This window comes from Streptomyces sp. NPDC051913, from assembly GCF_044593635.1.
Taxonomy (GTDB): Bacteria; Actinomycetota; Actinomycetes; order Streptomycetales; family Streptomycetaceae; genus Streptomyces.
Map to the genome: position 1 here is coordinate 1 of NZ_JBIUCI010000030.1, position 24858 is coordinate 24858.

Below are 24858 nucleotides of genomic sequence, written 5' to 3' on the forward strand. Positions count from 1 at the left end.
GACCCCGAGGCCATGCGGCAGAAGATGGTCAAGGAGTACAAGTCCGAGCTGATGCACCCGTACTACGCGGCCGAACGCGGCCTGGTGGACGACGTGATCGACCCGGCGGAGACGCGCGAGGTCCTCATCAAGTCCCTGGCGATGCTCCAGACCAAGCACGCCGACCTGCCGTCCCGCAAGCACGGCAACCCCCCGCAGTAACCCACAGGTACCGCTGCGGAAACCTCTCTCACGGAGACTGTGACCTATGAGCACCCCTGACATCCGCGTCGAGAAGGGCCACGCCGACCCCGAGGAAGTCGCCGCCATCACGGCCGTCCTCCTCGCCCGCGCCGCCGCCCAGCCCGCCGAGACCCCGGACCGTCGCCGCCCCAAGGCAGGCTGGCGCCGCCTGGAGCGCGAGGGCGGCTTCCGAGCCCCGCACAGCTGGCACTGAGCCGTACAGCGACACAGAGGCCCCGACCGTCACTTCGTGGCGGCCGGGGCCTTCGCGTGCGTACGGTGGGCTGGTTGACGCCGAGGGAGGGGGAACTGGTGGGTGTGCCGGGCGAGTTGGCGGACGAGGTGGAAGTGATCGACGCGCTGCTGAAGTCTCTGCCGCAACCACAGGTGGACATGACCGACCCCGAATGGTTCGCCAAACTCAGCGCGGGACCGCTGCCGCTGGACCAGGCGAACGTCCGAGCGGAGGCCGAGGCGGCCCTGCGCGAGCTGCTCGCGCTCTACGAGCGGGGCGACGAGCGAGCCCGGACGGCCGTGCGGGCGCTGCTGACCCGCTGCCACCGGTTCTCCGAGGCCACCGGAGTGCCGCGCGGCCGGACCCCCGAGGCCTTCCGGCAGCAGTTGCTCCTTCTGTCCGCGCGGGACCAAGGTCGTGACACCCGGGACGAGATGGTCTGGCTGAACGACATGTGCGAGCGGGCTCGTGAGGCGGGCGTGGACATGCGCTCTCTCCTCCTGGAGATCGCCGAACTCTCCAGCACCGAGGACAAGTACGGGATGGGATCCGTCCGCGACATCCTGCTCAGGGCCGCCGGACGCGACCCCGTCGGGCTCTGGTAGCTCCCGGCCGACACAAAGGCCCCTGAGCCTCCTTGGAGGGGCTCAGGGGCCGTGTGGCGTGTCGGAGTTCTAGCGGAGGCGCGCCATGAGGGCGTGCTCCACCAGGGTGATCAGCGCCGACTTCGCGTCCGCGCGGTGGCGGGCGTCCGTCGTGATGATCGGGGTGTCGGGGCCGATCTGCAGCGCCTCACGGACCTCGTCAGGGTTGTACGGCTGGTTGCCGTCGAAGCCGTTGAGGGCGATGACGAAGGGGAGACCCGAGTTCTCGAAGTAGTCGACCGCGGGGAAGCAGTCGGCGAGACGCCGGGTGTCCACGAGCACGATCGCGCCGATCGCGCCGCGCACCAGGTCGTCCCACATGAACCAGAAGCGGTCCTGACCGGGCGTACCGAAGAGGTACAGGATCAGGTCCTGGTCCAGGGTGATACGGCCGAAGTCCATGGCCACCGTGGTGGTGGTCTTGTCTCCGGTGTGGGTGAGGTCGTCGATGCCGGCCGACGCGGACGTCATCACGGCCTCGGTGCGCAGCGGGTTGATCTCCGAAACGGCCCCGACGAACGTGGTCTTGCCCACGCCGAAGCCACCCGCCACCACGATCTTCGCCGAGGTGGTGGAGCGGGAAGGACCGCCGCTAGAGCTTGCGAAGTCCACTGAGCACCCTTTCGAGCAGTGTCACGTCTGGCTGGCCGCCGGCGTTCTCGTCGCCGCCGGGCTGATGGATCGCGACCAGTCCTGCCTCCGCCAAGTCGGCGACGAGGATCCTGGCCACACCGAGAGGAATGGTCAGCAACGCCGAGATCTCGGCTACCGACTTGATCTCCCGGCAGAGGTTGCAGATCCGCTGATGCTCGGGCAACTGGCCCTGCATCTGGTGCGGCTGCGCGGTGGTGTGCACCAGCGCCTCGATGGCGAGCTGGTAGCGGGGGCGCGTCCGGCCGCCGGTCATGGCGTACGGGCGCACCAAGGGGTTGTTCGACGCCCCTGCGGGCGCCGGCTCAGGGGAGCGTCGCTGCGGCTGCACCGGCTGGATGCGCGGCGCCGGCGGCTGGTCGTACGGCGACGGCCCGGGACCCTGGGGGTGCTGAGGGGCGTACGGCTGCCGCTGGCTGGGTGCGGAGGGGAAGTTGTAACGGTTCGGGTTCTGGGCGCCGTCGTTCTGGCCCTGTCCGGGACCGTACGACCAATTGCCCGACGATGAACCGCCTGGGGGTGTTGCCACTTTCTCTCCTCCTCCGACTGTGCCGGGCACCGCATCACTGTGGAGCCGCGTCCCGAAACCTTACGGCCCCGGGACGCCAAAACGCACCGTCTGTCTGTTAGTTGAGCAGGCTCCCTTGGAGCTCCGCACGCAGATCGGGCGTCAGGACCGTACCGGCACGGTCCACCAGAAGGGCCATCTCGTACCCAATGAGGCCGATGTCCGCCTCCGGGTGGGCCAGGACCGCGAGCGAGGAACCGTCGGATACGGACATGATGAAGAGGAATCCCCGCTCCATCTCCACAACCGTCTGGTTCACGGCGCCGCCCTCGAAGATGCGGGACGCACCCGCGGTCAGCGAGGTCAGACCGGACGCGACGGCCGCAAGCTGGTCGGCGCGGTCGCGCGGAAACCCTTCGGACATCGCCAGAAGGAGTCCGTCGGCGGAGACCACCACCGTGTGAGACACCCCGGGGGTGTTGTCCACGAAGTTGGTGATCAACCAGTTCAGGTTCTGTGCCGCCTGGCTCATCGGGCTCACACTAACGCTCCTGGTTGTAGGTGCTGTCAGGACCGAGGCCCTGGCCGTTCGTTTCACTTCCTGCGCTTCGACCCCGCTGGACCCCGCGGCGCAGGTTGCTCAGCCTGCCCCGGACGTCCTCGGGAGCGCGGGAGACCTGTGGGCCCCCCTGGGGGGTGGTTTCGGCGGCACCCTCGACCAGGTTGGCCTTGGGTACCCGCCTCGGCAGACCGGAGGAGGTGACCCCGCCCGCCTTGGGCTTCTTGAGCGCCGAAGCCTGCTGCCAGCGCGCGTCGTTGGCCGAGCGCCAGTCGCCGTTGCCGGTTCCGTTGCTGCTGTTGCCGTTGCCGTTGCTCTCCGGTGCGGAGGGCGTCGGCTGCGGGTTCACGGAACGCGTGCCGAACATGTCGGTCGTGGTGCCGCCCGTGCCGTTCGCGCCGCTCGTGCCGTTGGCCGTGCCACCGCCCGATCCACGGCGGGGAAGGCCGGCGTCGGTCAGCTCGTGGACGGCCGACGGGCCCGGACCGGGACGATCGAAGCCTACGTGGTCCCGCTCACTCACGTCAGCGGCCTGCGCGGATTCCGCTTCGGGAGCGTACTGGTCCTGGTAACCGTTCTGGTAGCTGTCCTGCTGCGGCCAGTCGTCCTGGTAGCGGCGCTCCTCGAAGGCCGGGAAGGACTCCGGGGCGGAGCCGTGGACGGCCGCGGACTCCTCCTGGACCGGTTCCGCATACGTGGGCTCGGGGTAGCCGCCGCCGTTCGGCGAGAACGTGTCGCCCTGCGGCAGGCCGCCGTTCGGCGCGTAGTACTGCTCGTCGTACGCCGGCTGGCGGGGCTCCTCGTACGCGGTGCGCTGCGAGTCGGCGTACGCCGACTGCTGCTCCTCGTACGCGGCGGGCTCCTGGTAGCCGTTCTGGCCGTTGTCGTACGCGGCCGGACGGGCGTCGAACTCGTTGCCGTACGACGGGGCCGCGGGCGTCTCCTGGCCGGGCTCCGTGGGGTGCGCCTGGGCCTCCAGGGCCGCGCGGCGCTCCTCGCGCATCAGGGAGCGACCCACCGGGTCCAGCTCACGGATGTCGTCGGGGATCTCGGTGCTGTAGCGGCTGTCGTCGAAGCCCAGCTCGGCGGCCGTACGCATGGGCAGACCGTTGTTGAAGTCCTCGCCCTGGTACTGCTGCTGCTCCGGGATGATCTGCGAGACGGTGAACTCGTCCACCGGCGCCTGCTGCTCGCCACCGCCACCGTGGGTGATCGCGTCGGGCAGCATGACCAGCGAGGTCGTGCCGGCCTGCTCGCCGGAGGGGCGGAGCTGGACACGGATGCCGTGCCGGTCGGACAGCCGGCCGACCACGAACAGGCCCATGCGCTGCGAGATCGCGGCGTCCACGGTCGGCGGGTTGGCCAGCTTGTGGTTGATGTCCGCGAAGTCCTCGGCGGTGAGGCCGATGCCCTTGTCGTGGATCTCGATCATCACGCGGCCGTCGGGGAGACGGGTCGCGGTGACGCGGACCTTGGTCTGGGGCGAGGAGAACGTGGTGGCGTTCTCCAGGAGCTCGGCGAGCAGGTGCACGAGGTCGGTCACGGCGCGGCCGTGGATCTCGGCCTCCGGGACGCCGGAGAGCTCGATGCGCTCGTACTGCTCCACCTCGGAGGAGGCGGCGCGCAGCACATCGACCAGCGGGACCGGCTGGTCCCAGCGGCGGCCGGGCTCCTCGCCGGCGAGGACCAGGAGGTTCTCGCCGTTGCGGCGCATACGGGTCGCGAGGTGGTCCAGGCGGAAGAGGTTCTCCAGCTGGTCCGGGTCGGCCTCGTTGTTCTCCAGGTCGGTGATCAGGGTCAGCTGGCCCTCGATCAGCGACTGGTTGCGGCGCGAGAGGTTGGTGAAGATCGCGTTGATGTTGCCCCGCAGCAGGGCCTGCTCGGCGGCGAGCCGGACGGCCTCGCGGTGGACCTGGTCGAAGGCGCGGGCGACCTCGCCGATCTCGTCGGTCGAGTTGATCGGGATCGGCGCGACCCGGGTGTCGACGCGACCGGGGTCGGTGCGCGAGAGCTGGTCGACCAGCATCGGCAGGCGCTGCTCGGCGATGCCGAAGGCGGCGTTGCGCAGCTGGCGCATCGAGCGGGACATCTGGCGGGCCACCATGCCGGCCAGGATGAACGCGGCGAGCAGGGCGACGACCACGGCGGCACCGGTGATGAAGGCGTCACGCTTGGCGTCGTCGGCGATGGTCGCGGCCTCGCTCACCGCCTTGTCGGCCATGTCGGACTCGATGGTCCGGTAGGTCTTGTACTTGAGGGTGTTGAACGCCCACCAGTTGTTGGCCGTGACGCCCTTGGCGGCGAGCGTCTGGCGCTCGGCCGCGTCTGTGGAGGAGATGCTGCCCACGAGCTTGACGAACTCGGCCGTGTCGGTCGTCGGCGCCGGCACGTAGTTCGGGTTCTGCTTCGCGGCGTCCTGGGCCATCGTCTTGCCGTCGGTGAGGGCCTGCGCCTGAAGCGACTTCAGCTTCGCGGCGTCGGCCTCGGTGCCACCACCGATGTACTCCTCGATGGCGATGCCCTCGAGGTAGGCGTAGGAGGTGAGCGCGGTGCGCTGGGCGCCCAGGTCGGTGGCCTTGGGGCCCGGGGCGATCAGCAGGTGCATACCGATGGCGCGCTCCAGCGACAGAGACGCCTTGGTCAGCGCGATCGCGTAGACGGTACGGCCGTAGCTGGTGATGTTTCCGGTGCCCAGACCGAGCTCGTTGGCGAACTCCATCAGGGGGTGCGCGACCTGGACGTAGCCCTCTTCGGTCTGCACGCCCTTGAGCCGGCTCGTGTAGGCGTTCGTGCGCAGGGCCTGGAGGCCCGCCTCACCGTCGCGGAACAGCTGGAGGCGGCGCTGGAGGCCCGCCGTCTGCGGCATGTTCTGGGCGGCCTCGTCGAAGGCGTCGGCGGCGTCGTCCGTGGCCTTGCGGGCGGCGACGACCGTCTTGTCGTCCTCGCCCTTGCCCTCCAGGAGGGGGGCGGCCGTGGTGTCCCGCTCGGTGTAGAGGGCGTCGCCGTAGGTGAGCGCGGCCTGGACCAGGCGCGCGGTCTTCTCGGCGTTCTCCGCCTCGGTCCAGGTGTCGATCGAGCTCTTCACCTGGAAGCCGCCCATGACGAGGCCGACCAGCACGGGTATGAGCAGGATCGCGTTCAGCCTGGTCGGCACCCGCCAGTTACGGGGGGACAGCCGACCACCGCTCGGCGCCGGAGCAGCCGTTGGTTCGGATCCGGGCACAGGGGCGGGCGCCGCTCCGCGCGGCGGCGGGGTGAAGTTGCCCCGGGCCGACGGCTCGGGACCGTTCTTGCTTCGCCTCACTCGACCAACAACCTCTCGGAGGGGTCGGCACCTACGTTGTGCCGCAGTCTCTCAGAGCCCAGTTCGCCTTCGACTGATGAGTACGTCTTTGACTATTGGGCAGTTCAGGCATTCCAGCACGTGGTCCTGCGCTCGTCCAAACATGGGAGTGCGGGGATTCCGAGTGATGTAAGCCCTAGATAAAACGGTCATAAAGAGCGAGCCCCGTCAAAAGACGGGGCCTTTGTGGACGCAGCGACACCGGTTGACCGCGACGCGTGGCGATACCACCCGATTCCTCTGCCGAAACGTTATGAACACCGGGGCCGACCGTGTCAAAGGACACAGTCGGCTCCGGTGCATCTACGACAACTGCCGTATGGCGCGGACGATTTGAGTGCTATCGCAGACGTGCCATGAGGGCGTGCTCGACCAGTGTGATCAGGGCACTCTTCGCATCTGAGCGGTGTCGGGCGTCCGTCGTGATGATCGGGGTGTCCGGGCCGATCTGCAGCGCCTCGCGCACCTCCTCGGGTGCGTAGGGCTGGTGTCCGTCGAAGCCGTTGAGGGCCACGACGAACGGCAGACCGCTGTTCTCGAAGTAGTCGACCGCGGGGAAGCAGTCGGCCAGGCGCCGGGTGTCCACCAGGACCACCGCGCCGATCGCGCCGCGCACCAGGTCGTCCCACATGAACCAGAAGCGGTCCTGACCGGGCGTACCGAAGAGGTACAGGATCAGGTCCTGGTCCAGGGTGATACGGCCGAAGTCCATGGCCACCGTGGTGGTGGTCTTGTCCCCGGTGTGGGTGAGGTCGTCGATGCCGGCCGACGCGGACGTCATCACGGCCTCGGTGCGCAGCGGGTTGATCTCGGAGACGGCGCCCACGAACGTGGTCTTGCCGACGCCGAAGCCGCCGGCCACCACGATCTTCGCGGAGGTGGTCGCCCGGCCTCCGTCAGAGCTTGCGAAGTCCACTGAGCACCCTTTCGAGCAGTGTCACGTCCGGAGCGCCGGTGCTCTCGTCGCCGCCCGGCTGGTGAATGGCGACGAGCCCCGCCTCGGCGAGGTCCGCGACGAGGATGCGGGCCACGCCGAGCGGCATGGCCAGGAGCGCCGAGACCTCCGCGACCGACTTCACCTCGCGGCACAGATGGCAGATGCGCTGGTGCTCCGGGAGCAGGCCCATGAGCGCTGCCGGGTCGGCCGTGGTGCTGATCAGGGCCTCTATGGCCAGCTGGTAGCGCGGCCGGGTCCGGCCACCGGTCATCGCGTACGGACGTACCAGTGGCTGGTCGCCCTCATCCTCGTACGGCTCCGCGTACGGATCATGAGAGGCGGTGGGCGGGGTCATTGATCCTCCGGGCGGGACAGCAAACTTCCGGTCAGTCGTGCCGTCTTGGTGAGGCCGGTGGGGGGATTGTGTCGGCCGACGGTGATTTCGTGAGGCGGGTGGATCGAGGCGGTTCAGTGAAGCAGACTGCCCTGTAGTTCCGCGCGGAGATCGGGCGTGAGGACCGCACCCGCGCGGTCTACGAGAAGGGCCATCTCGTAGCCGACGAGGCCGATGTCGCACTCGGGGTGCGCGAGGACGGCCAACGACGAGCCGTCCGAGACGGACATCAGGAACAGGAAGCCCCGTTCCATCTCGACGACCGTCTGTGCCACGTTGCCGCCCTCGAAGATCCGGGAGGCGCCGGCCGTGAGCGAGGTCAGACCCGACGCGACGGCCGCCAGCTGGTCGGCACGGTCACGCGGGAAGCCCTCGGACATCGCCAGCAGAAGACCGTCGGCGGACACGACGACGGTGTGGGACACCCCGGGGGTGTTGTCCACGAAGTTGGTGATCAACCAGTTGAGGTTCTGTGCCGCCTGGCTCATCGGGCTCAACTAACGCTCCTGCTGGTGAGTGGGGTTCGGGAAGCTGCCCGTCTGGCCGTTACCGCCGACCTGACGACCTTGTGCGATACCCCGACGGAGATTGGTCAGACGGCCGCGTACGTCATCAGGCGCACGGGAGACCGCCGGACCGGCTTGGTGCTGTTGCTGCTGAGCCGTGCCCGGGACGAGGTTCGCCCGGGGCACCCGGCGCGGCAGGCCGGAGGTGGTGACACCGCCCGCCGCGGGCTGCCGGACGCGCTCGGCCTGCCGGACGAGATCGTCGTTCGGCGAGCTGCGCCAGGCGGCGGAGGCGGGACGCTGGGGAGCGGCCGGGGGCTGCGGCTGCTGGGAGGCCTGGGCCGGAGCGGCCGGAGCCGCGCCGTTGCCGTTCGCGGGCTGGCCCGGCTGACCCGGCGCACCGTGGAACCAGTTGGTCTCCAGGGTGTCGTACAGCGGCGTACGTCCGTCACCGGGTCCCGCCGCCGGGGGCAGCGCCTCCGGCTCCTGGCGTACGGGCCGCTGCGCCTGCGGACGCTGCGGGGCCGGGGGCTGCGGGACGCCGAAGTCGGCGGGACCGCGTCCGGCACCCTGCTGAGGCCGCTCGAACTGGCCGCTCTGCTGCGGGTTCGCCGGTCCGGTGGGGGACTGGCGGCCCGGCAGGGCGTGCTGGCCGGTGGAGCCGCTGTCCTGGTTCGGTACCGGGAACTGGCCCGTCGAGCCGTTGTCGTACCCCTGCGGGACCGGGAACTGACCGGTCGCGGACGGGCCGGTCTGGGCCGGGGTGCCGAAGACGTCCGGGCGGACGAAGGAACCGGTGCCGTTCTGCTGGGCGTTGCCGCCCGGCTGGGCGAACTGGCCCGTGTTCTGCGGGGCGTCGAAGTCCGGCCGCGGGAACTGACCGGTGCTCTGCGGGCTGTTGAAGTCCGCCGACGCGAACTGGCCGGAGTCCTGGGCACCGGGCACCGCGCTCGGGCGGGGGTACTGGCCGGTGTGCTGCGGGCCGCCGGTGCCCGGCATGGGGGCGTCGAAGTCCGGGCGGGGGAACTCGGACGTGGAGCCCGGGCCCTGCCGGTCGTCGATCCGCGGCATGCGCGAGGTCTGCGACGGGTCCTGCTCGTCATGGCCGCGCGGGGCGTCGAGGGAGGTGTGCGAGATCTGCGGCTGCGCGTTCTCGTCGCTCCAGCTGGGCCGCGACTGCTGTGCGTTGCCGCCCGGCAGCTCGGCGCGCGGACCGCCCCGGCCCGGCAGCTGGCGGCCACGACGACCGCCGCCCTGCTCACCCGCCGAGGGCGCGGACTGCTGCGGCCGACCGCCACCGAAGGCGTCCTGCGGACCACCGGTACCGGCGGCCTGCAGACCCTGCGGGGCACCGGGCGCCTGACCACCGAAGCCGGCACCCGCACCGGCCGGAGCGGGCCGACCCTGCGGCGGAGCGGACGGGGACTGCGGCCCACGCGGACCACCCGGACGACCGGCGTTGCCAGCCCCCGGCAGCGCGGCCCGCGGACCCTGCCCCGCGGCGAGCCGGCCACCGGCCGGAGCGCCGGCGCCGAGCGCACCGCCACCGGGCGCACCCGCGCCGAGCGCGCCGCCACCCGGTCGGCCGGAGCCGCCCCGGGCCGCGGCCACACCGGCGGCCGCCTGCGCGGCGGACGGCGCACCCGCACCCTGACCGGGCTTGGGCTGCGGCTTCTTGCCGCCCTGGGCGACGTCGACGGGCAGCATGACCAGCGCGGTCGTACCACCGGAGTCGGACGGGCGCAGCTGGATACGGATGCCGTGCCGCTGCGACAGACGACCGACCACGAACAGACCCATGCGGCGGGAGACCGACACGTCCACGGTGGGCGGCGAGGCGAGCCGCTCGTTGATCGCCGCGAGGTCCTCGGGGGAGAGGCCGATACCGGTGTCGTGGATCTCGATCAGGACGCGGCCGTCGGGCAGCGCGTGACCGGTGACCTTGACCTTGGTCTGCGGCGAGGAGAACGAGGTGGCGTTCTCCAGCAGCTCGGCGAGGAGGTGCACGAGGTCGTTGACCACACGGCCGGCCACTTCGGTGGTGGGCACGGCGGCCAGCTCGATGCGCTCGTACTGCTCCACCTCGGAGGCGGCGGCGCGGAGCACGTCGACCAGCGGGACCGGACGGGTCCAGCGGCGGCCGGGCTCCTCACCGGCGAGGACGAGGAGGTTCTCACCGTTACGGCGCATGCGGGTCGCGAGGTGGTCGAGCTTGAAGAGCGAGGACAGCTGGTCCGGGTCGGCCTCGCGGGACTCCAGTTCGGAGATGAGCGAGAGCTGACGCTGGATGAGGCCCTGGGAGCGGCGCGAGAGGTTGGTGAACATCGCGTTGACGTTGCCCCGCAGCAGGGCCTGCTCGGCGGCGAGACGGACCGCCTCGCGGTGCACGTCGTCGAAGGCCGCGGCCACCTTGCCGATCTCGTCGCGCGAGTGCACACCCACCGACTCGACGGACGTGTCGACGTCCTGCGGGTCGGACTCGGACAGTTGCTTGACCAGCTCGGGCAGACGGTCGGTGGCGACCTTGGTCGCGGTCTCCTCCAGGCGCCGCAGCGAGCGGATCATGGAGCGGGCCACCACGAAGGCGCCGACGAGCGAGATACCGAGCACGAGCAGGATCAGCGCACCGGAGAGGATCGCCTCGCTCTCCGACTCGTTGCGCAGCTCGCGGGCCTTCTGCTCCATCTGCTCGAGCAGTGTGCTCTCGATCTTGCCCATCTGGTCGATCTTGGTCGAGCTGTCGTCCAGCCAGTCCTTGTACGACCGCTTGTCCAGGTTCTCCAGACCGTTGGTGGAGTCCAGGGCACGGCTGGCGTAGGTGTCGGAGGACTGGATGGTCGTGTTGTTGTCGCTGATGGGTTCCAGCAGCTCCACGGCCGCGGTCTGGCCGTAGATGGACTGGAAGCTCCGGAGTTCGGCGTCCTGGCTCTGCAGCGCCGACTGGGCGTACAGCCGGTCGTTCTCGGAGAGGTCGCCCAGGGACGTCTTGTTCGCGGGCAGGGCCGCGGCGAGGACGGCGCGCTGGATCGAGGCGTACTCCTTGGCGGCGGAGAAGGCCGCCAGGGAACGCGTCCGCTGGATCATGTCGGGGTTGCTGGTGGCCTGAGCCATGTCCTGCGAGAGGTCCAGCAGCTGCGTGATGATCCGGTGGTAGGCCTCCACCGTCTGGGTGGAGTTGCCCTGGGCCTCGTAGGCGTCGTTGCGGACCTTGTCGACCGAGCGCAGGTTCTCGACCAGGAGCACCACGTTGTCGCGGATGCCCTGGAGGCCGCTGCCCTGGTCGTCGATCTCCTCGGACGAGTCGATGAAGTCGTCGCGCGCGCGGTCGGTCTTGTCCCGCAGACCCTTGATCGTGTAGTCGCTCGCGCTGGAGCCATGCGCCAGCGGGCCGGCGGACTGGTCACGCTCGTTCTGCAGGGCCTCGGCCAGGGCCGTCGCCTGCTTGGTCATGTCGGTCAGCAGCTTCATGTTCTCGAGCTGCTGGATGTCGTCCACGTTGTCGCTGATGCGCAGCGCGCCCAGCGAGGTGGCCGCCACCACGGGCAGCGCGAGGAGCGACACCAGGCGCGTGGAGATACGCCAGTTGCGCAGCGCTATTCGCGAACCGGGCCCGCTCGGGCTCTTCGACGGCTTGGGGGTGGCGGGTTTGGCGCTGCCGGAGGGCGCCGCGCCGGGGCGCGCGCCTCCGTCGCCGGACGCCGCCTGGCCCGGGTTCTGGGCGTGCTGGGGCGAGGAGCTGCCATTGCTGGGGGCAGTCCCGCCGTGCGGCTCCGGCTCCGCCGAAGCACTGCCATCCCTCTTGAAACGTCCCTGCACTAGCGTCGCAACCTCTGGACCAGGCACCCCTCCGCGTGAACGGAAGGGCACGGTGTCGGCGTACTGAGGGGCGCCCTGAATTACGCCCCCCGATGGTCGTGAGTGACCGGCGCTGGTTCCCCCTTCTCGCCGCCACTAGGCGCGCGGTGCGCCACCTGTGCGCCGGCTCGTTCCTGCGGCGGTCCGTGAGATTCCAGCACAGTGCCGGATCTCCAACAAGGGCCGTGTGTCAGGCCGTGACCTACGTGACAGCATGTGAGGGCCGAGTTACCGGTCGTAGAAAGTGATCTGGACGATAACGGACGTATGCCTACGGAACGTTGACGCGGGGCAGGTGTCCCAGTCGCCATGATCAGGAGCGGAATGATGGCTTCAGGGGGCCAATGTCCGTTTCGTAGGGGTGAGTTGTGTGCCCGAATTGACCGCTTTACCCCTGGGGTCGTGAGCAAACTCACACGCGGATCGTGGGGTCTTCGCGTCTTCGGAGGGGAATCGCATGTTTAGCCTGACGCTTTACATGACGTAGGAAACTGCCAACTCACTCACGACAGGGCCTCGTACAACCGTGAAGACGACGATGATGTTCCGCAACATAGCCAACCCGCGGCGCACGACGCTGGCGCACCTCGAGGACGCCGACGACCTGCAGACCCAGGAGCTCCCGGAGCACTCCGTCGACCTCCCGGCCCAGACGGCCAACCCGCGCCGCACGATCCTGATGGACGTCCCGGTCACCGCCGCCGCCGAGTAGATCACGACGGCACCCGTCGCACGACCGCCGGGGCGCCCGCGCGTTAATGCGCGAGGTGCGGCCACCTCCCCGCGTTAGCCTGGAGCGTCAGACTTCAGCCGGCTCAGTGAGGGGCGCCAGGATCCCGTGCGCATCGCCAGATTCTCCATCGACGGGAACGTCGCCTTCGGCGCGGTCGAGGGCGACAAGCCGGACGAGCTCGTCCTTGACATCATCAAGGGCATCCCGTTCGCCGACTTCGAGCTCTCCGGCACGAAGGTCCCGCTGAGCAAGGTCCGGCTGCTGCCGCCGGTGCTCCCCAACAAGGTCGTGGCCTACGGCCGCAACTACGCGGAGCACGCGCGCGAACTCGGCAACGAGGTCCCCGACGCCCCCTTCGCCTTCTTCAAGCCGTCCACCTCGGTGATCGGCCCCGGCGACGAGATCCAGTACCCCTCCTTCTCCGCGGACGTCCACCACGAGGCCGAGCTGGCCGTGGTCATCGGCCGTATGTGCCGCGAGGTCCCGCGCGAGCGCGTCAAGGACGTCGTCCTCGGCTACACCTGCGCCAACGACATCACCGCCCGTGACGTCCAGAAGCGCGAGAAGCAGTGGGCCCGGGCCAAGGGCTTCGACACCTCCTGCCCGCTCGGTCCCTGGGTGGAGACGGACCTCGACCCGAGCGACCTCACCATCCAGCTCACGGTCAACGGCCAGCAACGCCAGCTCGGCCGCACCAGCGAGATGATCCACCCGATCGAGGATCTGATCGTCAACATCTCCGAGGCCATGACGCTGCTCCCCGGCGACGTGATCCTCACGGGCACCCCGGCAGGCGTCGGACCGCTCACCGTCGGCGACGAGGTCGCCGTCACCATCGAAGGCATCGGCACTCTCACCAACAAGGTTGTCAAGCGTGGCTAGCGCACCCGTCCGCGTACGTTTCTGCCCCTCGCCCACCGGTAACCCGCATGTGGGCCTGGTCCGCACCGCCCTGTTCAACTGGGCGTTCGCCAAGCACCACCAGGGCACGCTCGTCTTCCGCATCGAGGACACCGACGCGGCCCGCGACTCCGAGGAGTCCTACAACCAGCTGCTCGACGCGATGCGCTGGCTGGGCTTCGACTGGGACGAGGGCCCCGAGGTCGGCGGCCCGCACGCGCCGTACCGCCAGTCGCAGCGCATGGACCTCTACAAGGACGTCGCCGCCAAGCTCCTGGACGCCGGTCACGCCTACCGCTGCTACTGCTCCCAGGCGGAGCTGGACGAGCGCCGCGAGGCCGCCCGCGCCGCCGGCAAGCCGTCCGGCTACGACGGCCACTGCCGCGACCTGAGCGCCGAGCAGGTGGAGGCCTACCGCGCCGAGGGCCGCGAGCCGATCGTCCGCTTCCGCATGCCCGACGAGACGATCACCTTCACGGACCTGGTCCGCGGCGAGCTGACGTTCACCCCGGAGAACGTCCCGGACTACGGGATCGTACGAGCCAACGGGGCGCCCCTGTACACGCTCGTCAACCCTGTCGACGACGCCCTGATGGAGATCACCCACGTCCTGCGCGGCGAGGACCTGCTCTCCTCGACGCCCCGGCAGATCGCGCTCTACAAGGCGCTGACGGAGCTGGGCATCGCCAAGGACACCCCGCGGTTCGGCCATCTGCCGTACGTCATGGGCGAGGGCAACAAGAAGCTCTCCAAGCGTGACCCCGAGTCCTCGCTCAACCTCTACCGCGAGCGCGGCTTCCTGCCCGAGGGCCTTCTCAACTACCTCTCCCTGCTGGGCTGGTCGCTCTCGGCGGACCAGGACATCTTCTCGATCGAGGAGATGGTCGCGGCCTTCGACATCGACGACGTGCAGCCCAACCCGGCCCGCTTCGACCTGAAGAAGTGCGAGTCGATCAACGGCGACCACATCCGACTGCTGGACGTGAAGGACTTCACGGAGCGCTGCGCCCCGTGGCTGAAGGCTCCCTTCGCCCCCTGGTCCCCGGAGGACTTCGACGAGTCGAAGTGGCAGGCGATCGCCCCGCACGCCCAGACCCGCCTGAAGGTCCTGTCGGAGATCACCGACAACGTCGACTTCCTGTTCCTGCCGGAGCCGGTCTTCGACGAGCAGTCCTGGACGAAGGCGATGAAGGAGGGCTCGGACGCCCTTCTGGTCACGGCCCGCGAAAAGCTGGAGTCGGCGGACTGGACCTCCCCGGAGTCCCTCAAGGAGGCCGTCCTGACCGCCGGTGAGGCCCACGGCCTCAAGCTCGGCAAGGCCCAGGCCCCGGTCCGCGTCGCCGTCACCGGCCGCACGGTGGGCCTGCCCCTCTTCGAGTCCCTGGAGGTCCTGGGCAAGGAGACGACGCTGGCCCGCATCGACGCGGCCCTGGCGAAGCTCGCGGCCTGACGCACGCGCACGTGAGGGGCGGTATCCGGATCACCGGGTGCCGCCCCTTCGCCGTACCCCGGACAGGGCGGCAACTGCCGGGTTACCGTCGGATCATGAGCATTCTGGCTGTGGTCTGGGACGTCGACGACACCCTTTTCGACTACTCCGGTGCCGACCGTGCCGGAATGCGGCTGCATCTGACGGCCGAGGGGCTGCTGGACGGGTACGAGAGCGTCGAGCAGGCCATCGTGCGCTGGCGGCGGATCACCGACGTCCAGTGGGCGCGGTTCTCGGCCGGGGAGGTCGACTTCCAGGGGCAGCGCCGGGACCGGGTACGGGCGTTCCTGGACGCGGAGCTGAGCGACGCGGAGGCCGACGCCTGGTTCCAGCGGTACGTCGCCCACTACGAGACCGTCTGGGCGCTCTTCCCGGACGTCCTGCCGGCCCTCGACGCCCTCGCCGGCAGCCACCGGCACGCGGTGCTCTCCAACTCCAGCATCCATGTCCAGGACCGCAAGCTGCGCAGCCTCGGTGTCCACGACCGCTTCGAGGCGATCCTGTGCGCCGCGGAACTCGGCGTCTCCAAGCCCGAGGCCGGCGCCTTCCACGCGGCCTGCGCGGCACTGGAACTCGCCCCGGAGCAGGTCGCCTACGTCGGCGACCACCCGGAGATCGACGGCCGCGGTGCCGCCGAGGCCGGACTGCGCTCGTTCTGGATCGACCGTGACGGCGTGTACGCCGCCGCCGACGCACCCGTCGGTCTCCACCGGATCGCCACCCTCGCCGAACTCCCCGCGCTCCTCGGCGCGGATACCCGTTTTGGAGCCCCGTCCACCTTCGGGTAATGTTCTTCCTGCGCCGAGGGGAGCGGGCCGAGAGGCCGGAAACCCGGAGCGTACAACTAGAACAAGATCCCCCTCGGGGCTTGCGTTCCGGTGGCCTATGGTGTAATTGGCAGCACGACTGATTCTGGTTCAGTTAGTCTTGGTTCGAGTCCAGGTAGGCCAGCTCGCAGAGCTCATCTGCAAAGCCCCCGTTGTGTAGCGGCCTAGCACGCTGCCCTCTCAAGGCAGTAGCGCCGGTTCGAATCCGGTCGGGGGTACAGATCCTTCCCGGAGGGTCAGTCAGGGTCGCACCCGCTGACTCTCATGCAGGATCGCTAGGGCCCCCGTTGTGTAGCGGCCTAGCACGCCGCCCTCTCAAGGCGGTAGCGCCGGTTCGAATCCGGTCGGGGGTACTGACTGGTCTAAACCACATTGGTCTATGGTGTAATTGGCAGCACGACTGATTCTGGTTCAGTTAGTCTTGGTTCGAGTCCAGGTAGACCAGCTCGGACCTGCGGCGGTGCAGTACTGAACGCCAGCAGGCTCCACGCCCCCGTTGTGTAGCGGCCTAGCACGCCGCCCTCTCAAGGCGGTAGCGCCGGTTCGAATCCGGTCGGGGGTACGTAGAGGAAAGCCCTCCACTTCGGTGGGGGGCTTTCGCCGTTCCTGGCCCCCCTTCCCCGCCCTACTCGAAGCCGTACCGCCGCGTCGACTCCTCCTCCTGTGCCAGCCGGTGCAGCGCCCGCAGCATCGGCTCGACGAGCACCACGCCCAGCACCGCCACCTCCGCCTTCTCGGCCTCCGAGACATGCGACTCCATGAACTCCATGTCCAGCTCGGCGACTTGGCGCATCAGTCGGGCGTACGGCACGAGCGTCTCCGGATTCCAGTCGTAGCCGAGTCGGCGCAGCGCGGCCGTCGCCACCACCAGGGAGCGGAAGGACGGTGAGACGGTCGCCATGGCCTGGGCGTTGGACCACCCCAGCGTTTTGAGCAGCCCCTCCATCGCGACCCGCGCGCCCTGGACGAACTCGTCGTCCGCGTCCGGCTCGGGCACCTGGGGGAGGGCCCAGACCGCCGCGCCGAGGCGCATGGCGCGGGGCAGGGAGTCGTCGTCGACATGGCTCAGCACCTCCCGCACCGTCGCGACCGGCACGCGGCCGACCTGGATCATCGCGCGGATCAGCCTCAGTCGGCGCAGATGCTCCTCGTCGTACTCGGCCGTGGTCGTGTTGATCTGGCGGCCGGGCGCCAACAGCCCTTCGCGCAGGTAGTACTTGATCGTCGCGGTGGACACCCCACTGCGCTCGCTCAGTTCGGCCAGCCGCATGTCTTGCGCCCTTCATTGGGGAGTGCCACTATCCAAGCACTACCGAGAAGGATAGTGCCGCTATCCGATGAGAGTCATGGGGGAGCCGTGTTCGCGAAGCCGGTGCTGGGGCGGACGACCGCCGATGCCGAGGGGGACGTGGTGGTCCTGCTCATCGGGATGCGCGTCAACCACTTCTGGGCGGTGCACCAGTGGGGGCTGGTGATGATCTCGATGTTCCGCATGCTGGCCGAACTGGGCAGGGACCCGGGCCGCGGGCTGCTGGGCAAGGTGATGCTGACGGCGTCGCCGCGGACGTACTACGTCGTCCAGTACTGGGAGTCCAAGGAGAAGCTCTACGCCTACGCGCACTCACCGGAGATGCTGCACCACCGCATCTGGGCCCTGCTCAACCGCAAGGAGCGGGACGGTGCGATGAAGGGGCACGTGGGGATCTGGCACGAGGCCTATGTGGTGCCGGAGGGGTCCTACGAGGCGATCTACGGGGACATGCCGGCGTTCGGGCTCGCGGCGGCGCACGGGCAGGTTCCGCTGGAGAAGCGGGGGCGCTACGCGAAGGACCGGTTCGCGCACCGGTCGGCCAGGGCGGAGGCGGTCGAAGAAGCCGGGTGACGGGGTGATCGGGGGACGAGGAGGGCCTGCCGCGGCGTTGAGGCAGGCCCTCCTCGGCGTTGTCCCGGCGTCGTCCCGGGGGAGCGTCAGCCCGTGCGGCGCAGGGCCTCGGAGAGGCGGGCGGCGGCGTCGATGACCGCCTGGGCGTGCATCCGGCCCGGGTGGCGGGTCAGGCGCTCGATGGGGCCGGAGACCGACACGGCCGCCACGACGCGGTTGGAGGGTCCGCGTACGGGCGCGGAGACGGAGGCGACGCCCGGCTCGCGCTCGCCGATCGACTGGGCCCAGCCGCGGCGCCGTACGCCCGACAGGGCCGTCGCCGTGAAGCGGGCGCCCTGGAGGCCGCGGTGCAGGCGCTCGGGCTCTTCCCAGGCCATCAGGATCTGGGCCGAGGAGCCGGCCTTCATGGTGAGCGTCGAGCCGACCGGCACCGTGTCCCGCAGGCCGGACAGGCGCTCCGCCGCGGCGACGCAGATACGCATGTCGCCCTGGCGGCGGTAGAGCTGCGCGCTCTCGCCGGTGATGTCCCTGAGGTGGGTCAGGACCGGGCCCGCCGTGGCGAGGAGACGGTCCTCACCGGCTGCCGCGGCCAGTTCCGCGAGGCGCGGGCCGAGAATGAAACGGCCCTGCATGTCGCGCGCCACCATACGGTGGTGTTCCAGAGCCACGGCCAGTCTGTGAGCCGTGGGCCGTGCAAGTCCGGTGGCCGCCACAAGCCCCGCGAGGGTGGCCGGACCGGACTCCAGGGCGCTGAGGACAAGGGCTGCCTTGTCCAGAACGCCGACGCCGCTACTGTTGTCCATGAAACGATACTCACGTCTCACTCTGTGAAACGCAAGTTCCTTTTTTCGTGAGACGCGCAACCCTTGGATGCACAGCGGCCCGCGGACCAAACGGGCCTGGCGGCGGCTGCCCGGGAATCCAGGGGTACGGGCGCCGCTTCCGGAAGATCTCTAGTTGGGCCGGCGCACCTTTGCCGGCCGGAGGGAAAGCGATGGGTAGGACACTCGCGGAGAAGGTCTGGGACGACCACGTCGTCCGGCGCGCCGAGGGCGAGCCCGACCTCCTCTTCATCGATCTGCATCTGCTGCACGAGGTGACCAGCCCGCAGGCCTTCGACGGCCTCCGCAAGACCGGTCGCCAGGTGCGCCGCCTCGACCTCACCATCGCGACCGAGGACCACAACACCCCGACCCTCGACATCGACAAGCCCATCGCCGACCCGGTCTCCCGGGTCCAGCTGGAGACGCTGCGCAAGAACGCCGCCGAGTTCGGCGTGCGCCTGCACCCGCTGGGCGACGTCGAGCAGGGCGTCGTGCACGTCGTCGGCCCGCAGCTGGGTCTGACCCAGCCCGGCATGACCGTCGTCTGCGGCGACTCCCACACCTCCACCCACGGCGCCTTCGGCGGCCTGGCGTTCGGCATCGGCACCTCCCAGGTCGAGCACGTGCTGGCCACCCAGACGCTGCCGCTGGTCCGCCCGAAGACCATGGCCATCACGGTCAACGGCGAACTGCCCGAGGGCGTCACCGCCAAGGACCTGATCCTGGCGATCATCGCCAAGATCGGCACGGGCGGCGGCCAGGGCTACGTCCTGGAGTACCGCGGCTCCGCCATCGAGAAACTCTCGATGGAAGCCCGCATGACCATCTGCAACATGTCGATCGAGGCCGGTGCCCGCGCGGGCATGATCGCCCCCGACCAGACCACCTTCGACTACCTCGAGGGCCGGGTGCACGCCCCCAAGGGCGAGGACTGGGACGCGGCCGTCGCGTACTGGAAGACCCTGAAGACGGACGAGGACGCCGAGTTCGACGCCGAGGTCGTCATCGAGGCCGCCGAACTGTCGCCGTTCGTCACCTGGGGCACCAACCCCGGTCAGGGCGCGCCGCTTTCGGCGGACGTCCCCGATCCTGCTTCGTACGAAGACGCTTCGGAGCGCCTCGCCGCCGAAAAGGCCCTGGAATACATGGGGTTGGAGGCCGGCCAGCCGCTGCGCTCCATCAAGGTGGACACCGTCTTCGTAGGTTCGTGCACCAACGGTCGGATCGAGGACCTGCGCGCCGCCGCCGAGCTCCTCAAGGGCCGCAAAGTCGCCGACGGCGTACGGATGCTGGTCGTTCCCGGCTCCGCCCGGGTCGGTCTCCAGGCCGTCTCCGAGGGCCTGGACGTCGTCTTCAAGGACGCCGGCGCCGAATGGCGGCACGCGGGCTGCTCGATGTGTCTGGGCATGAACCCGGACCAGCTGGCCCCGGGTGAGCGCTCCGCGTCCACCTCCAACCGCAACTTCGAGGGCAGGCAGGGCAAGGGCGGCCGTACGCACCTGGTCTCGCCGCAGGTCGCCGCGGCGACCGCCGTCCTTGGCCACCTGGGCTCGCCCGCCGACCTGTCCGACGCCCCTGTCGCCGCTGGAGTCTGAGAGTCATGGAAGCATTCACCACGCACACCGGCCGGGCCGTCCCGCTGCGCCGCAGCAACGTCGACACCGACCAGATCATCCCTGCTCACTGGCTCAAGAAGGTCACGCGGGACGGGTTCGAGGACGGGCTGTTCGAGGCCTGGCGCAAGGACGAGACGTTCATCCTCAACCAGCCCGAGCGCAAGGGTGCGACCGTCCTGGTCGCGGGCCCCGACTTCGGCACCGGCTCCTCCCGTGAGCACGCCGTGTGGGCGCTGCAGAACTACGGCTTCAAGGCCGTCATCTCCTCCCGGTTCGCCGACATCTTCCGCGGCAACTCGCTCAAGAACGGCCTGCTCACGGTCGTTCTGGACCAGAAGATCGTGGAATCGCTCCAGGAGCTGAGCGAGAACGACCCCGAGGCCGAGATCACCGTCGACCTGGAGGCCCGCGAGGTGCGCGCCGAGGGCGTCACCGCGAGCTTCGAGCTGGACGAGAACTCCCGCTGGCGGCTGCTGAACGGGCTGGACGACATCTCCATCACCCTCCAGAACGAGGCCGACATCGCCGCGTACGAGGCCAAGCGGCCCTCGTTCAAGCCGCGGACGCTCGAGGTCTGACCGCGACCCTCGCGCGACACAACTGAACAGGTCGAGTTTCGGCCACCGAACACCCCCCGCTGTACCCCCGATCAGCCCGATCGGGGGTACAGCCGTGTCTGCACCCGAACGGCCCTGCGCGTGCCGGGAGCGGTCCCCAACTTCCCACGTTAGAGGGGGTGTTGCAGGGGTACGCGACTGTGTAAGGCGCGGCTTCCGCCGACGCCGGGAAGGCTGTTCTGGGCGGCAGTTGCACCCTGAGCGGGCGACAACTCGCCCCAGATGGCACAATCTGTGCATGGAACACGACGGCCAACTCGAGCTCTATGCGGCGGTCGCGGACCAACTCAAGGAAGCGCACACAACAGTGCGCGCACTGCAAGTCCCGGAGGGCGTACGGATGGCGCTGACCCGGAAGCTGCTGGTCATTACGGCCGCGGCCAAGCACGATCTCGCCGATGCGGCAAGGCGTCTGGAGGCCTTCACGGCGGACCTCGACGCGGGTCGATTCCCCGAAGAGGAACGCTGAACAAGTCCAAGACAGTCGAACCCGTTGCGGCACAAGGGTGATAAGCCCGTTTCGTGTTTGATTTGCGGTATATATCTGCCTAACGTGCGAAAAAGCCTGAACAGTTTCGTTCGGGCGATGTCTCCGAAGGGGAAGACGTGAACAAGGCGCAGCTCGTAGAAGCGATTGCCGACAAGGTCGGTGGCCGTCAGCAGGCCGCCGACGCGGTCGACGCGGTCCTGGACGCCATCGTCCGCGCGACCGTGGCGGGGGACCGGGTCTCGGTCACCGGCTTCGGTTCGTTCGAGAAGGTCGACCGCCCGGCCCGGTACGCCCGCAACCCCCAGACGGGCGAGCGGGTTCGGGTCAAGAAGACCTCCGTTCCGCGCTTCCGCGCGGGCCAGGGCTTCAAGGACCTGGTGAGCGGCACGAAGAAGCTCCCGAAGAACGACGTCGCGGTCAAGAAGGCCCCCAAGGGCAGCCTGACCGGTGGAGCTTCGGCGACGGTCAAGAAGGCCGCCGCGAAGAAGGCCGCCCCGGCGAAGAAGGCGACGGCCGCCGCCGCGAAGAAGACCACGGCGAAGAAGACGACCGCCAAGAAGACCACGGCGACCGCGAAGAAGACCACGGCGAAGAAGACGACCGCCAAGAAGACCACGGGCGCCGCCAAGACCTCCGCCGCGAAGAAGACCACCGCCAAGAAGGCGACGGCCAAGAAGGCCCCGGCGAAGAAGGCGACGGCCAAGAAGGCCCCCGCCAAGAAGTCGACGGCTCGCACCACCACCGCCAAGAAGGCCACCGCCCGCAAGAGGTAGGGGCGCAGCGTACTCACGCGCCGGGCCGGACTCCGTTGTGGAGTCCGGCCCGCGGCGCGTTTTTCGCTGAGAGGGCTCAGAAGGTCTGCAGGGTCACCAGGGTGACCTTGCTGTCCTCCAGCTCGATCCGCACCCGCTGTCCGGGGCGCAGCAGCCTCAGACCGCCCGCGTCGAACGCCGGGGCGTCGAAGGGGACGGGGGTGCCGTCGTCCAGCAGCACGCTGCCGGTGCGGGTTTCGGCGTCGTAGGTGTAAGCGGTCGCCTGCATGCTCGCAGCCTAGTGCCCGGGCACCGGGCCCAGGAGCTGGGCCGTCACCGTCGCCGTGCGCGGCCCCACCCCCAGTGCCAGCGCCGCCCGCAGATCCTCGCCGGTGTCCACGTCCTGGCGTACCGAGTCGACGCCCGTGAGCGTCAGTTCCACCGCTCCCGAGGCGCGATGCCCGGACCGGGAATCCATGCCGAATGCCGGGTGCAATTCCTGGCCCGCGCGGATCGCCAGGAGCGTCGTACCGATTCCCGTCGCGTCCGGCAGGAAAGCCCGGGGGAATTCCGCCGCCGCGTTCAGCACCCGGGTCAATTCATGGGGGCGCAGGGCCGGCAGATCGGCGTTCAGGGTCGCCAGCGGGGTTTCCGGGTGCGATGCCCTGACGACCGCCGCCCCGTAAGCCAGCGCCGCGTTCAGGCCGCCTTGCGGCTCGTCGGGGACGATTCGGGCGCCCAGGGCGGCCAGCTCGCGGGCGGCCAGGGGATCGTCCGTGACGACTGCCACATCGCCGACCGCGGGGGAGGCCAGCGCCGCTGCCACCGTGTCCTGGGCGAAGGCGAGGGCGAGACCCGGGCGCAGCCCGTCGCCGGCGGTGTCCGAGAGCCTGCTCTTGGCCCGCTCCAGGGGCTTCAGGGGTATGACCAAGGTCCACTGCACGAGCGTTCCGTCCCTCCCTTGTCGCGATCATTGTCACTCAGCCGTCACCTGGTCCATCTGGCGGTCGTCGCCGCGAGGCGTACGGTGTTCTCGACAGACCGGCGGCCTGGGGCGACACTTGTCCGGCCCTGAAGGCCCCTAGAGGAAGGTGTCCGCGTGCCCCGCCGCAGAATCGGCTTCTGGTACCGCTTGGCAGCGGTGATCGCCAAACCTCCGCTGGTGGTTCTGATCAAGCGGGACTGGCGCGGAATGGAGAACATTCCGGCTGATGGCGGATTTATCACCGCGGTGAACCATAATTCGCACATCGATCCCTTCGCGTACGCGCACTTTCAGTACAACACCGGCCGTGTTCCGCGATTCCTCGCGAAGAGCGGTCTTTTCAAGAAGGGATTCGTCGGTGCCTTCATGCGCGGCACCGGACAGATCCCCGTCTACCGCGAGACCACGGACGCGCTGAGCGCCTTCCGCGCCGCGATCGACGCCGTGGAGCGCGGTGAGTGCGTCGCGTTCTACCCCGAGGGCACCATCACCCGGGACCCCGACCAGTGGCCCATGACCGGCAAGACCGGCGCCGCGCGGGTGGCCCTCCAGACCAAGTGCCCGGTGATCCCGGTCGCGCAGTGGGGCGCCAACGAGGTGCTGCCGCCGTACGCCAAGAAGCTCAACCTCCGCCCGCGCAAGACCTCGCAGGTCCTCGCGGGCCCGCCGGTGGACCTGACGCCGTTCTACGACCAGGAGATGACCCCGGACCTCCTCAAGGACGCCACCGAGGTCATCATGGCCGCCGTCACCCGCCAGCTGGAGCAGATCCGCGGCGAGAAGGCGCCCGCCACGCCCTACGACCCGCGCCGGGAGCGGATCGAGCAGCGTCGACGGAGTCAGGCCGAGACCGGCCACGAGGAGGAGAGCGCCAAGTGAGCAAGCCCGTCAAGGCGGCTGTCTTCGGTACCGGTTCCTGGGGCACCGCCTTCGGCATGGTCCTCGCGGACGCGGGCTGCGAGGTCACCCTGTGGGGCCGCCGCGCCGAACTCGCGGACGCGGTCAACTCCACGCGTACGAACCCGGACTACCTCCCCGGCGTCGAGCTCCCGGTGAACCTGCGGGCGACGACGGACGCCGCCGAAGCCGCGCGCGACGCCGACTTCACCGTCCTCGCCGTCCCGTCCCAGACGCTGCGGGGCAACCTCGCCGAGTGGGTGCCGCTGCTCGCGCCGAACACCGTCCTCGTGTCGCTGATGAAGGGCGTCGAACTCGGCTCCGCCATGCGGATGAGCGAGGTGATCGAGGACGTCGCCAAGGTGGGGCAGGACCGTATCGCCGTGGTCACCGGACCCAACCTCGCGCGCGAGATCGCCGCCCGGATGCCGGCCGCCGCGGTGGTCGCGTGCACCGACGAGGCGGTCGCGCAGAAACTCCAGTCCGCTTGCCACACGCCCTACTTCAGGCCGTACACCGAGACGGACGTGGTCGGTTGCGAGCTCGGCGGCGCGGTGAAGAACGTCATCGGGCTCGCCGTCGGCATCGCGGACGGCATGGGACTCGGCGACAACGCCAAGGGCTCGCTCATCACGCGCGGCCTCGCGGAGACCGCGCGGCTCGGTGTCGTGCTCGGCGCCGACCCGCTCACCTTCGCCGGACTCGCCGGTCTCGGCGACCTGGTGGCGACCTGCTCCTCGCCGCTCTCGCGCAACCACACCTTCGGCACCAACCTCGGCAAGGGCATGACCCTTCAGGAGACCATCGCGGTCACCAAGCAGACCGCCGAGGGCGTCAAGTCCTGTGAGTCCGTGCTGGATCTGGCCCGCAGACACGGCGTCGACATGCCGATCACCGAGACGGTCGTCGCCATCGTGCACGAGGGCAAGCCCCCGGTGGTCGCCGTCAAGGAGCTGATGTCGCGCAGCGCGAAGCCCGAACGACGCTGAGCG

26 protein-coding genes and 5 tRNA genes are annotated in these 24858 nt (G+C 69.5%); 19 read left to right on the top strand and 12 right to left on the bottom strand.

Features of this window, described 5'->3' with window-relative positions:
• From ACIHIX_RS45440 to ACIHIX_RS45450, 3 genes are all read left to right on the top strand, one after another.
• Positions 1–201, top strand: a 201-nt coding sequence (locus ACIHIX_RS45440; protein WP_399966554.1) for a carboxyl transferase domain-containing protein, incomplete at its 5' end; no start/stop codon positions are given.
• Positions 202–247: 46 nt separating this feature from the next.
• Complete coding sequence (locus tag ACIHIX_RS45445) at positions 248–436, top strand: acyl-CoA carboxylase subunit epsilon (protein WP_399966555.1); 189 nt, start codon at positions 248–250, stop codon at positions 434–436.
• 74 nt (positions 437–510) lie between these two features.
• On the top strand, positions 511–1062 hold the full coding sequence (locus ACIHIX_RS45450; protein WP_399966556.1) for a hypothetical protein: 552 nt from the start codon (positions 511–513) through the stop codon (positions 1060–1062).
• A gap of 69 nt (positions 1063–1131) precedes the next feature.
• On the opposite strand, the gene ACIHIX_RS45455 is transcribed toward ACIHIX_RS45450, so the two are convergent.
• The 8 genes from ACIHIX_RS45455 to ACIHIX_RS45490 form a co-directional block, all read right to left on the bottom strand.
• Positions 1132–1713, bottom strand: coding sequence for an ATP/GTP-binding protein (locus ACIHIX_RS45455; protein ID WP_026248371.1), 582 nt, complete (start codon positions 1711–1713; stop codon positions 1132–1134).
• The gene (locus tag ACIHIX_RS45460; RefSeq protein WP_399966557.1) at positions 1694–2281 is read right to left on the bottom strand and encodes a DUF742 domain-containing protein; all 588 of its coding nucleotides are present in this window, start codon (positions 2279–2281) and stop codon (positions 1694–1696) included. Before ACIHIX_RS45460 ends, ACIHIX_RS45455 begins: the two co-directional genes overlap by 20 nt.
• 97 nt (positions 2282–2378) lie before the next feature.
• Complete coding sequence (locus tag ACIHIX_RS45465) at positions 2379–2792, bottom strand: roadblock/LC7 domain-containing protein (RefSeq protein ID WP_003993185.1); 414 nt, start codon at positions 2790–2792, stop codon at positions 2379–2381.
• Between the two features lie 10 nt (positions 2793–2802).
• On the bottom strand, positions 2803–6123 hold the full coding sequence (locus ACIHIX_RS45470) for a nitrate- and nitrite sensing domain-containing protein (protein ID WP_399966558.1): 3321 nt from the start codon (positions 6121–6123) through the stop codon (positions 2803–2805).
• 379 nt (positions 6124–6502) lie between these two features.
• Positions 6503–7078 carry an ATP/GTP-binding protein gene (locus ACIHIX_RS45475; protein WP_015657619.1) on the bottom strand — a complete coding sequence of 192 codons (576 nt, stop codon included), beginning with the start codon at positions 7076–7078 and terminating at the stop codon, positions 6503–6505.
• Complete coding sequence (locus ACIHIX_RS45480; protein WP_030611532.1) at positions 7059–7454, bottom strand: DUF742 domain-containing protein; 396 nt, start codon at positions 7452–7454, stop codon at positions 7059–7061. Before ACIHIX_RS45480 ends, ACIHIX_RS45475 begins: the two co-directional genes overlap by 20 nt.
• 113 nt (positions 7455–7567) lie before the next feature.
• Positions 7568–7981: a roadblock/LC7 domain-containing protein gene (locus tag ACIHIX_RS45485; protein ID WP_003973453.1), complete on the bottom strand. Its 414-nt coding sequence runs from the start codon at positions 7979–7981 to the stop codon at positions 7568–7570.
• A 9-nt stretch (positions 7982–7990) separates the two neighbouring features.
• Entirely contained in the window at positions 7991–11815 is a 3825-nt protein-coding gene (locus tag ACIHIX_RS45490) for a nitrate- and nitrite sensing domain-containing protein (RefSeq protein ID WP_399966559.1), read from the bottom strand.
• A 565-nt stretch (positions 11816–12380) separates the two neighbouring features.
• Between ACIHIX_RS45490 and ACIHIX_RS45495 the strand changes: the two genes are divergently transcribed.
• The 9 genes from ACIHIX_RS45495 to ACIHIX_RS45535 all read left to right on the top strand — a co-directional run bounded on the left by ACIHIX_RS45495 (position 12381) and on the right by ACIHIX_RS45535 (position 16365).
• The gene (locus ACIHIX_RS45495) at positions 12381–12566 is read left to right on the top strand and encodes a hypothetical protein (RefSeq protein ID WP_399966560.1); all 186 of its coding nucleotides are present in this window, start codon (positions 12381–12383) and stop codon (positions 12564–12566) included.
• Between the two features lie 126 nt (positions 12567–12692).
• The gene (locus ACIHIX_RS45500) at positions 12693–13469 is read left to right on the top strand and encodes a fumarylacetoacetate hydrolase family protein (protein ID WP_399966561.1); all 777 of its coding nucleotides are present in this window, start codon (positions 12693–12695) and stop codon (positions 13467–13469) included.
• Positions 13453–14937, top strand: a complete 1485-nt coding sequence (gene gltX, locus ACIHIX_RS45505; protein ID WP_399966562.1) for a glutamate--tRNA ligase — start codon at positions 13453–13455, stop codon at positions 14935–14937. The genes ACIHIX_RS45500 and gltX overlap by 17 nt, the downstream gene beginning before the upstream one ends.
• A 95-nt stretch (positions 14938–15032) precedes the next feature.
• Positions 15033–15764 (top strand): HAD family hydrolase, encoded by a 732-nt coding sequence (locus ACIHIX_RS45510; RefSeq protein ID WP_399966563.1) that lies wholly within the window; start codon positions 15033–15035, stop codon positions 15762–15764.
• Positions 15765–15855: 91 nt separating this feature from the next.
• Positions 15856–15927 (top strand) — tRNA-Gln (locus ACIHIX_RS45515).
• Between the two features lie 21 nt (positions 15928–15948).
• Positions 15949–16021, top strand: a tRNA-Glu gene (locus ACIHIX_RS45520).
• 62 nt (positions 16022–16083) lie between these two features.
• Positions 16084–16156: transfer RNA gene (locus ACIHIX_RS45525), tRNA-Glu, on the top strand.
• 20 nt (positions 16157–16176) lie between these two features.
• Positions 16177–16248: transfer RNA gene (locus ACIHIX_RS45530), tRNA-Gln, on the top strand.
• 44 nt (positions 16249–16292) lie between these two features.
• Positions 16293–16365: transfer RNA gene (locus ACIHIX_RS45535), tRNA-Glu, on the top strand.
• 63 nt (positions 16366–16428) lie between these two features.
• Here ACIHIX_RS45535 and ACIHIX_RS45540 read toward each other — a convergent pair.
• Positions 16429–17073 (bottom strand): MerR family transcriptional regulator, encoded by a 645-nt coding sequence (locus ACIHIX_RS45540; RefSeq protein WP_399966564.1) that lies wholly within the window; start codon positions 17071–17073, stop codon positions 16429–16431.
• A gap of 87 nt (positions 17074–17160) precedes the next feature.
• On the opposite strand from ACIHIX_RS45540, the gene ACIHIX_RS45545 reads away from it, so the two are divergent.
• Positions 17161–17685 carry a DUF4188 domain-containing protein gene (locus ACIHIX_RS45545; RefSeq protein WP_399966565.1) on the top strand — a complete coding sequence of 175 codons (525 nt, stop codon included), beginning with the start codon at positions 17161–17163 and terminating at the stop codon, positions 17683–17685.
• A gap of 86 nt (positions 17686–17771) precedes the next feature.
• Here ACIHIX_RS45545 and ndgR read toward each other — a convergent pair whose 3' ends face one another.
• Entirely contained in the window at positions 17772–18488 is a 717-nt protein-coding gene (gene ndgR / locus ACIHIX_RS45550; RefSeq protein WP_007384919.1) for an IclR family transcriptional regulator NdgR, read from the bottom strand.
• 191 nt (positions 18489–18679) lie between these two features.
• On the opposite strand from ndgR, the gene leuC reads away from it, so the two are divergent.
• The 4 genes from leuC to ACIHIX_RS45570 all read left to right on the top strand — a co-directional run bounded on the left by leuC (position 18680) and on the right by ACIHIX_RS45570 (position 22005).
• On the top strand, positions 18680–20104 hold the full coding sequence (gene leuC, locus ACIHIX_RS45555) for a 3-isopropylmalate dehydratase large subunit (RefSeq protein ID WP_399966566.1): 1425 nt from the start codon (positions 18680–18682) through the stop codon (positions 20102–20104).
• Between the two features lie 5 nt (positions 20105–20109).
• On the top strand, positions 20110–20703 hold the full coding sequence (gene leuD, locus ACIHIX_RS45560; protein WP_329334301.1) for a 3-isopropylmalate dehydratase small subunit: 594 nt from the start codon (positions 20110–20112) through the stop codon (positions 20701–20703).
• 277 nt (positions 20704–20980) lie between these two features.
• A complete protein-coding gene (locus ACIHIX_RS45565; protein ID WP_329334300.1) occupies positions 20981–21211 on the top strand; it encodes a hypothetical protein in 231 nt (76 codons plus the stop codon).
• A 137-nt stretch (positions 21212–21348) separates the two neighbouring features.
• Entirely contained in the window at positions 21349–22005 is a 657-nt protein-coding gene (locus ACIHIX_RS45570) for an HU family DNA-binding protein (RefSeq protein WP_329334299.1), read from the top strand.
• A 76-nt stretch (positions 22006–22081) separates the two neighbouring features.
• Here ACIHIX_RS45570 and ACIHIX_RS45575 read toward each other — a convergent pair whose 3' ends face one another.
• Positions 22082–22273 (bottom strand): hypothetical protein, encoded by a 192-nt coding sequence (locus ACIHIX_RS45575; RefSeq protein WP_126274561.1) that lies wholly within the window; start codon positions 22271–22273, stop codon positions 22082–22084.
• 9 nt (positions 22274–22282) lie between these two features.
• Positions 22283–22927 (bottom strand): 2-phospho-L-lactate guanylyltransferase, encoded by a 645-nt coding sequence (cofC, locus tag ACIHIX_RS45580; RefSeq protein WP_399966567.1) that lies wholly within the window; start codon positions 22925–22927, stop codon positions 22283–22285.
• A gap of 156 nt (positions 22928–23083) precedes the next feature.
• Between cofC and ACIHIX_RS45585 the strand changes: the two genes are divergently transcribed.
• Both ACIHIX_RS45585 and ACIHIX_RS45590 read left to right on the top strand, forming a co-directional pair.
• Entirely contained in the window at positions 23084–23848 is a 765-nt protein-coding gene (locus tag ACIHIX_RS45585; protein ID WP_399966568.1) for a lysophospholipid acyltransferase family protein, read from the top strand.
• Positions 23845–24855, top strand: a complete 1011-nt coding sequence (locus ACIHIX_RS45590) for an NAD(P)H-dependent glycerol-3-phosphate dehydrogenase (protein ID WP_399966569.1) — start codon at positions 23845–23847, stop codon at positions 24853–24855. The genes ACIHIX_RS45585 and ACIHIX_RS45590 overlap by 4 nt, the downstream gene beginning before the upstream one ends.
• Positions 24856–24858: the final 3 nt, after the last annotated feature.

Coding starts and splice junctions, on each gene's coding strand:
- ACIHIX_RS45445 (WP_399966555.1), top strand. CDS start 248: ATGAGCACCCCTGACATCCGCGTCGAGAAGGGCCACGCCGACCCCGAG.
- ACIHIX_RS45465 (WP_003993185.1), bottom strand. CDS start 2,792: ATGAGCCAGGCGGCACAGAACCTGAACTGGTTGATCACCAACTTCGTG.
- ACIHIX_RS45480 (WP_030611532.1), bottom strand. CDS start 7,454: ATGACCCCGCCCACCGCCTCTCATGATCCGTACGCGGAGCCGTACGAG.
- ACIHIX_RS45485 (WP_003973453.1), bottom strand. CDS start 7,981: ATGAGCCAGGCGGCACAGAACCTCAACTGGTTGATCACCAACTTCGTG.
- ACIHIX_RS45510 (WP_399966563.1), top strand. CDS start 15,033: ATGAGCATTCTGGCTGTGGTCTGGGACGTCGACGACACCCTTTTCGAC.
- ACIHIX_RS45540 (WP_399966564.1), bottom strand. CDS start 17,073: ATGCGGCTGGCCGAACTGAGCGAGCGCAGTGGGGTGTCCACCGCGACG.
- ndgR (WP_007384919.1), bottom strand. CDS start 18,488: ATGGACAACAGTAGCGGCGTCGGCGTTCTGGACAAGGCAGCCCTTGTC.
- leuC (WP_399966566.1), top strand. CDS start 18,680: ATGGGTAGGACACTCGCGGAGAAGGTCTGGGACGACCACGTCGTCCGG.
- leuD (WP_329334301.1), top strand. CDS start 20,110: ATGGAAGCATTCACCACGCACACCGGCCGGGCCGTCCCGCTGCGCCGC.
- ACIHIX_RS45565 (WP_329334300.1), top strand. CDS start 20,981: ATGGAACACGACGGCCAACTCGAGCTCTATGCGGCGGTCGCGGACCAA.
- ACIHIX_RS45575 (WP_126274561.1), bottom strand. CDS start 22,273: ATGCAGGCGACCGCTTACACCTACGACGCCGAAACCCGCACCGGCAGC.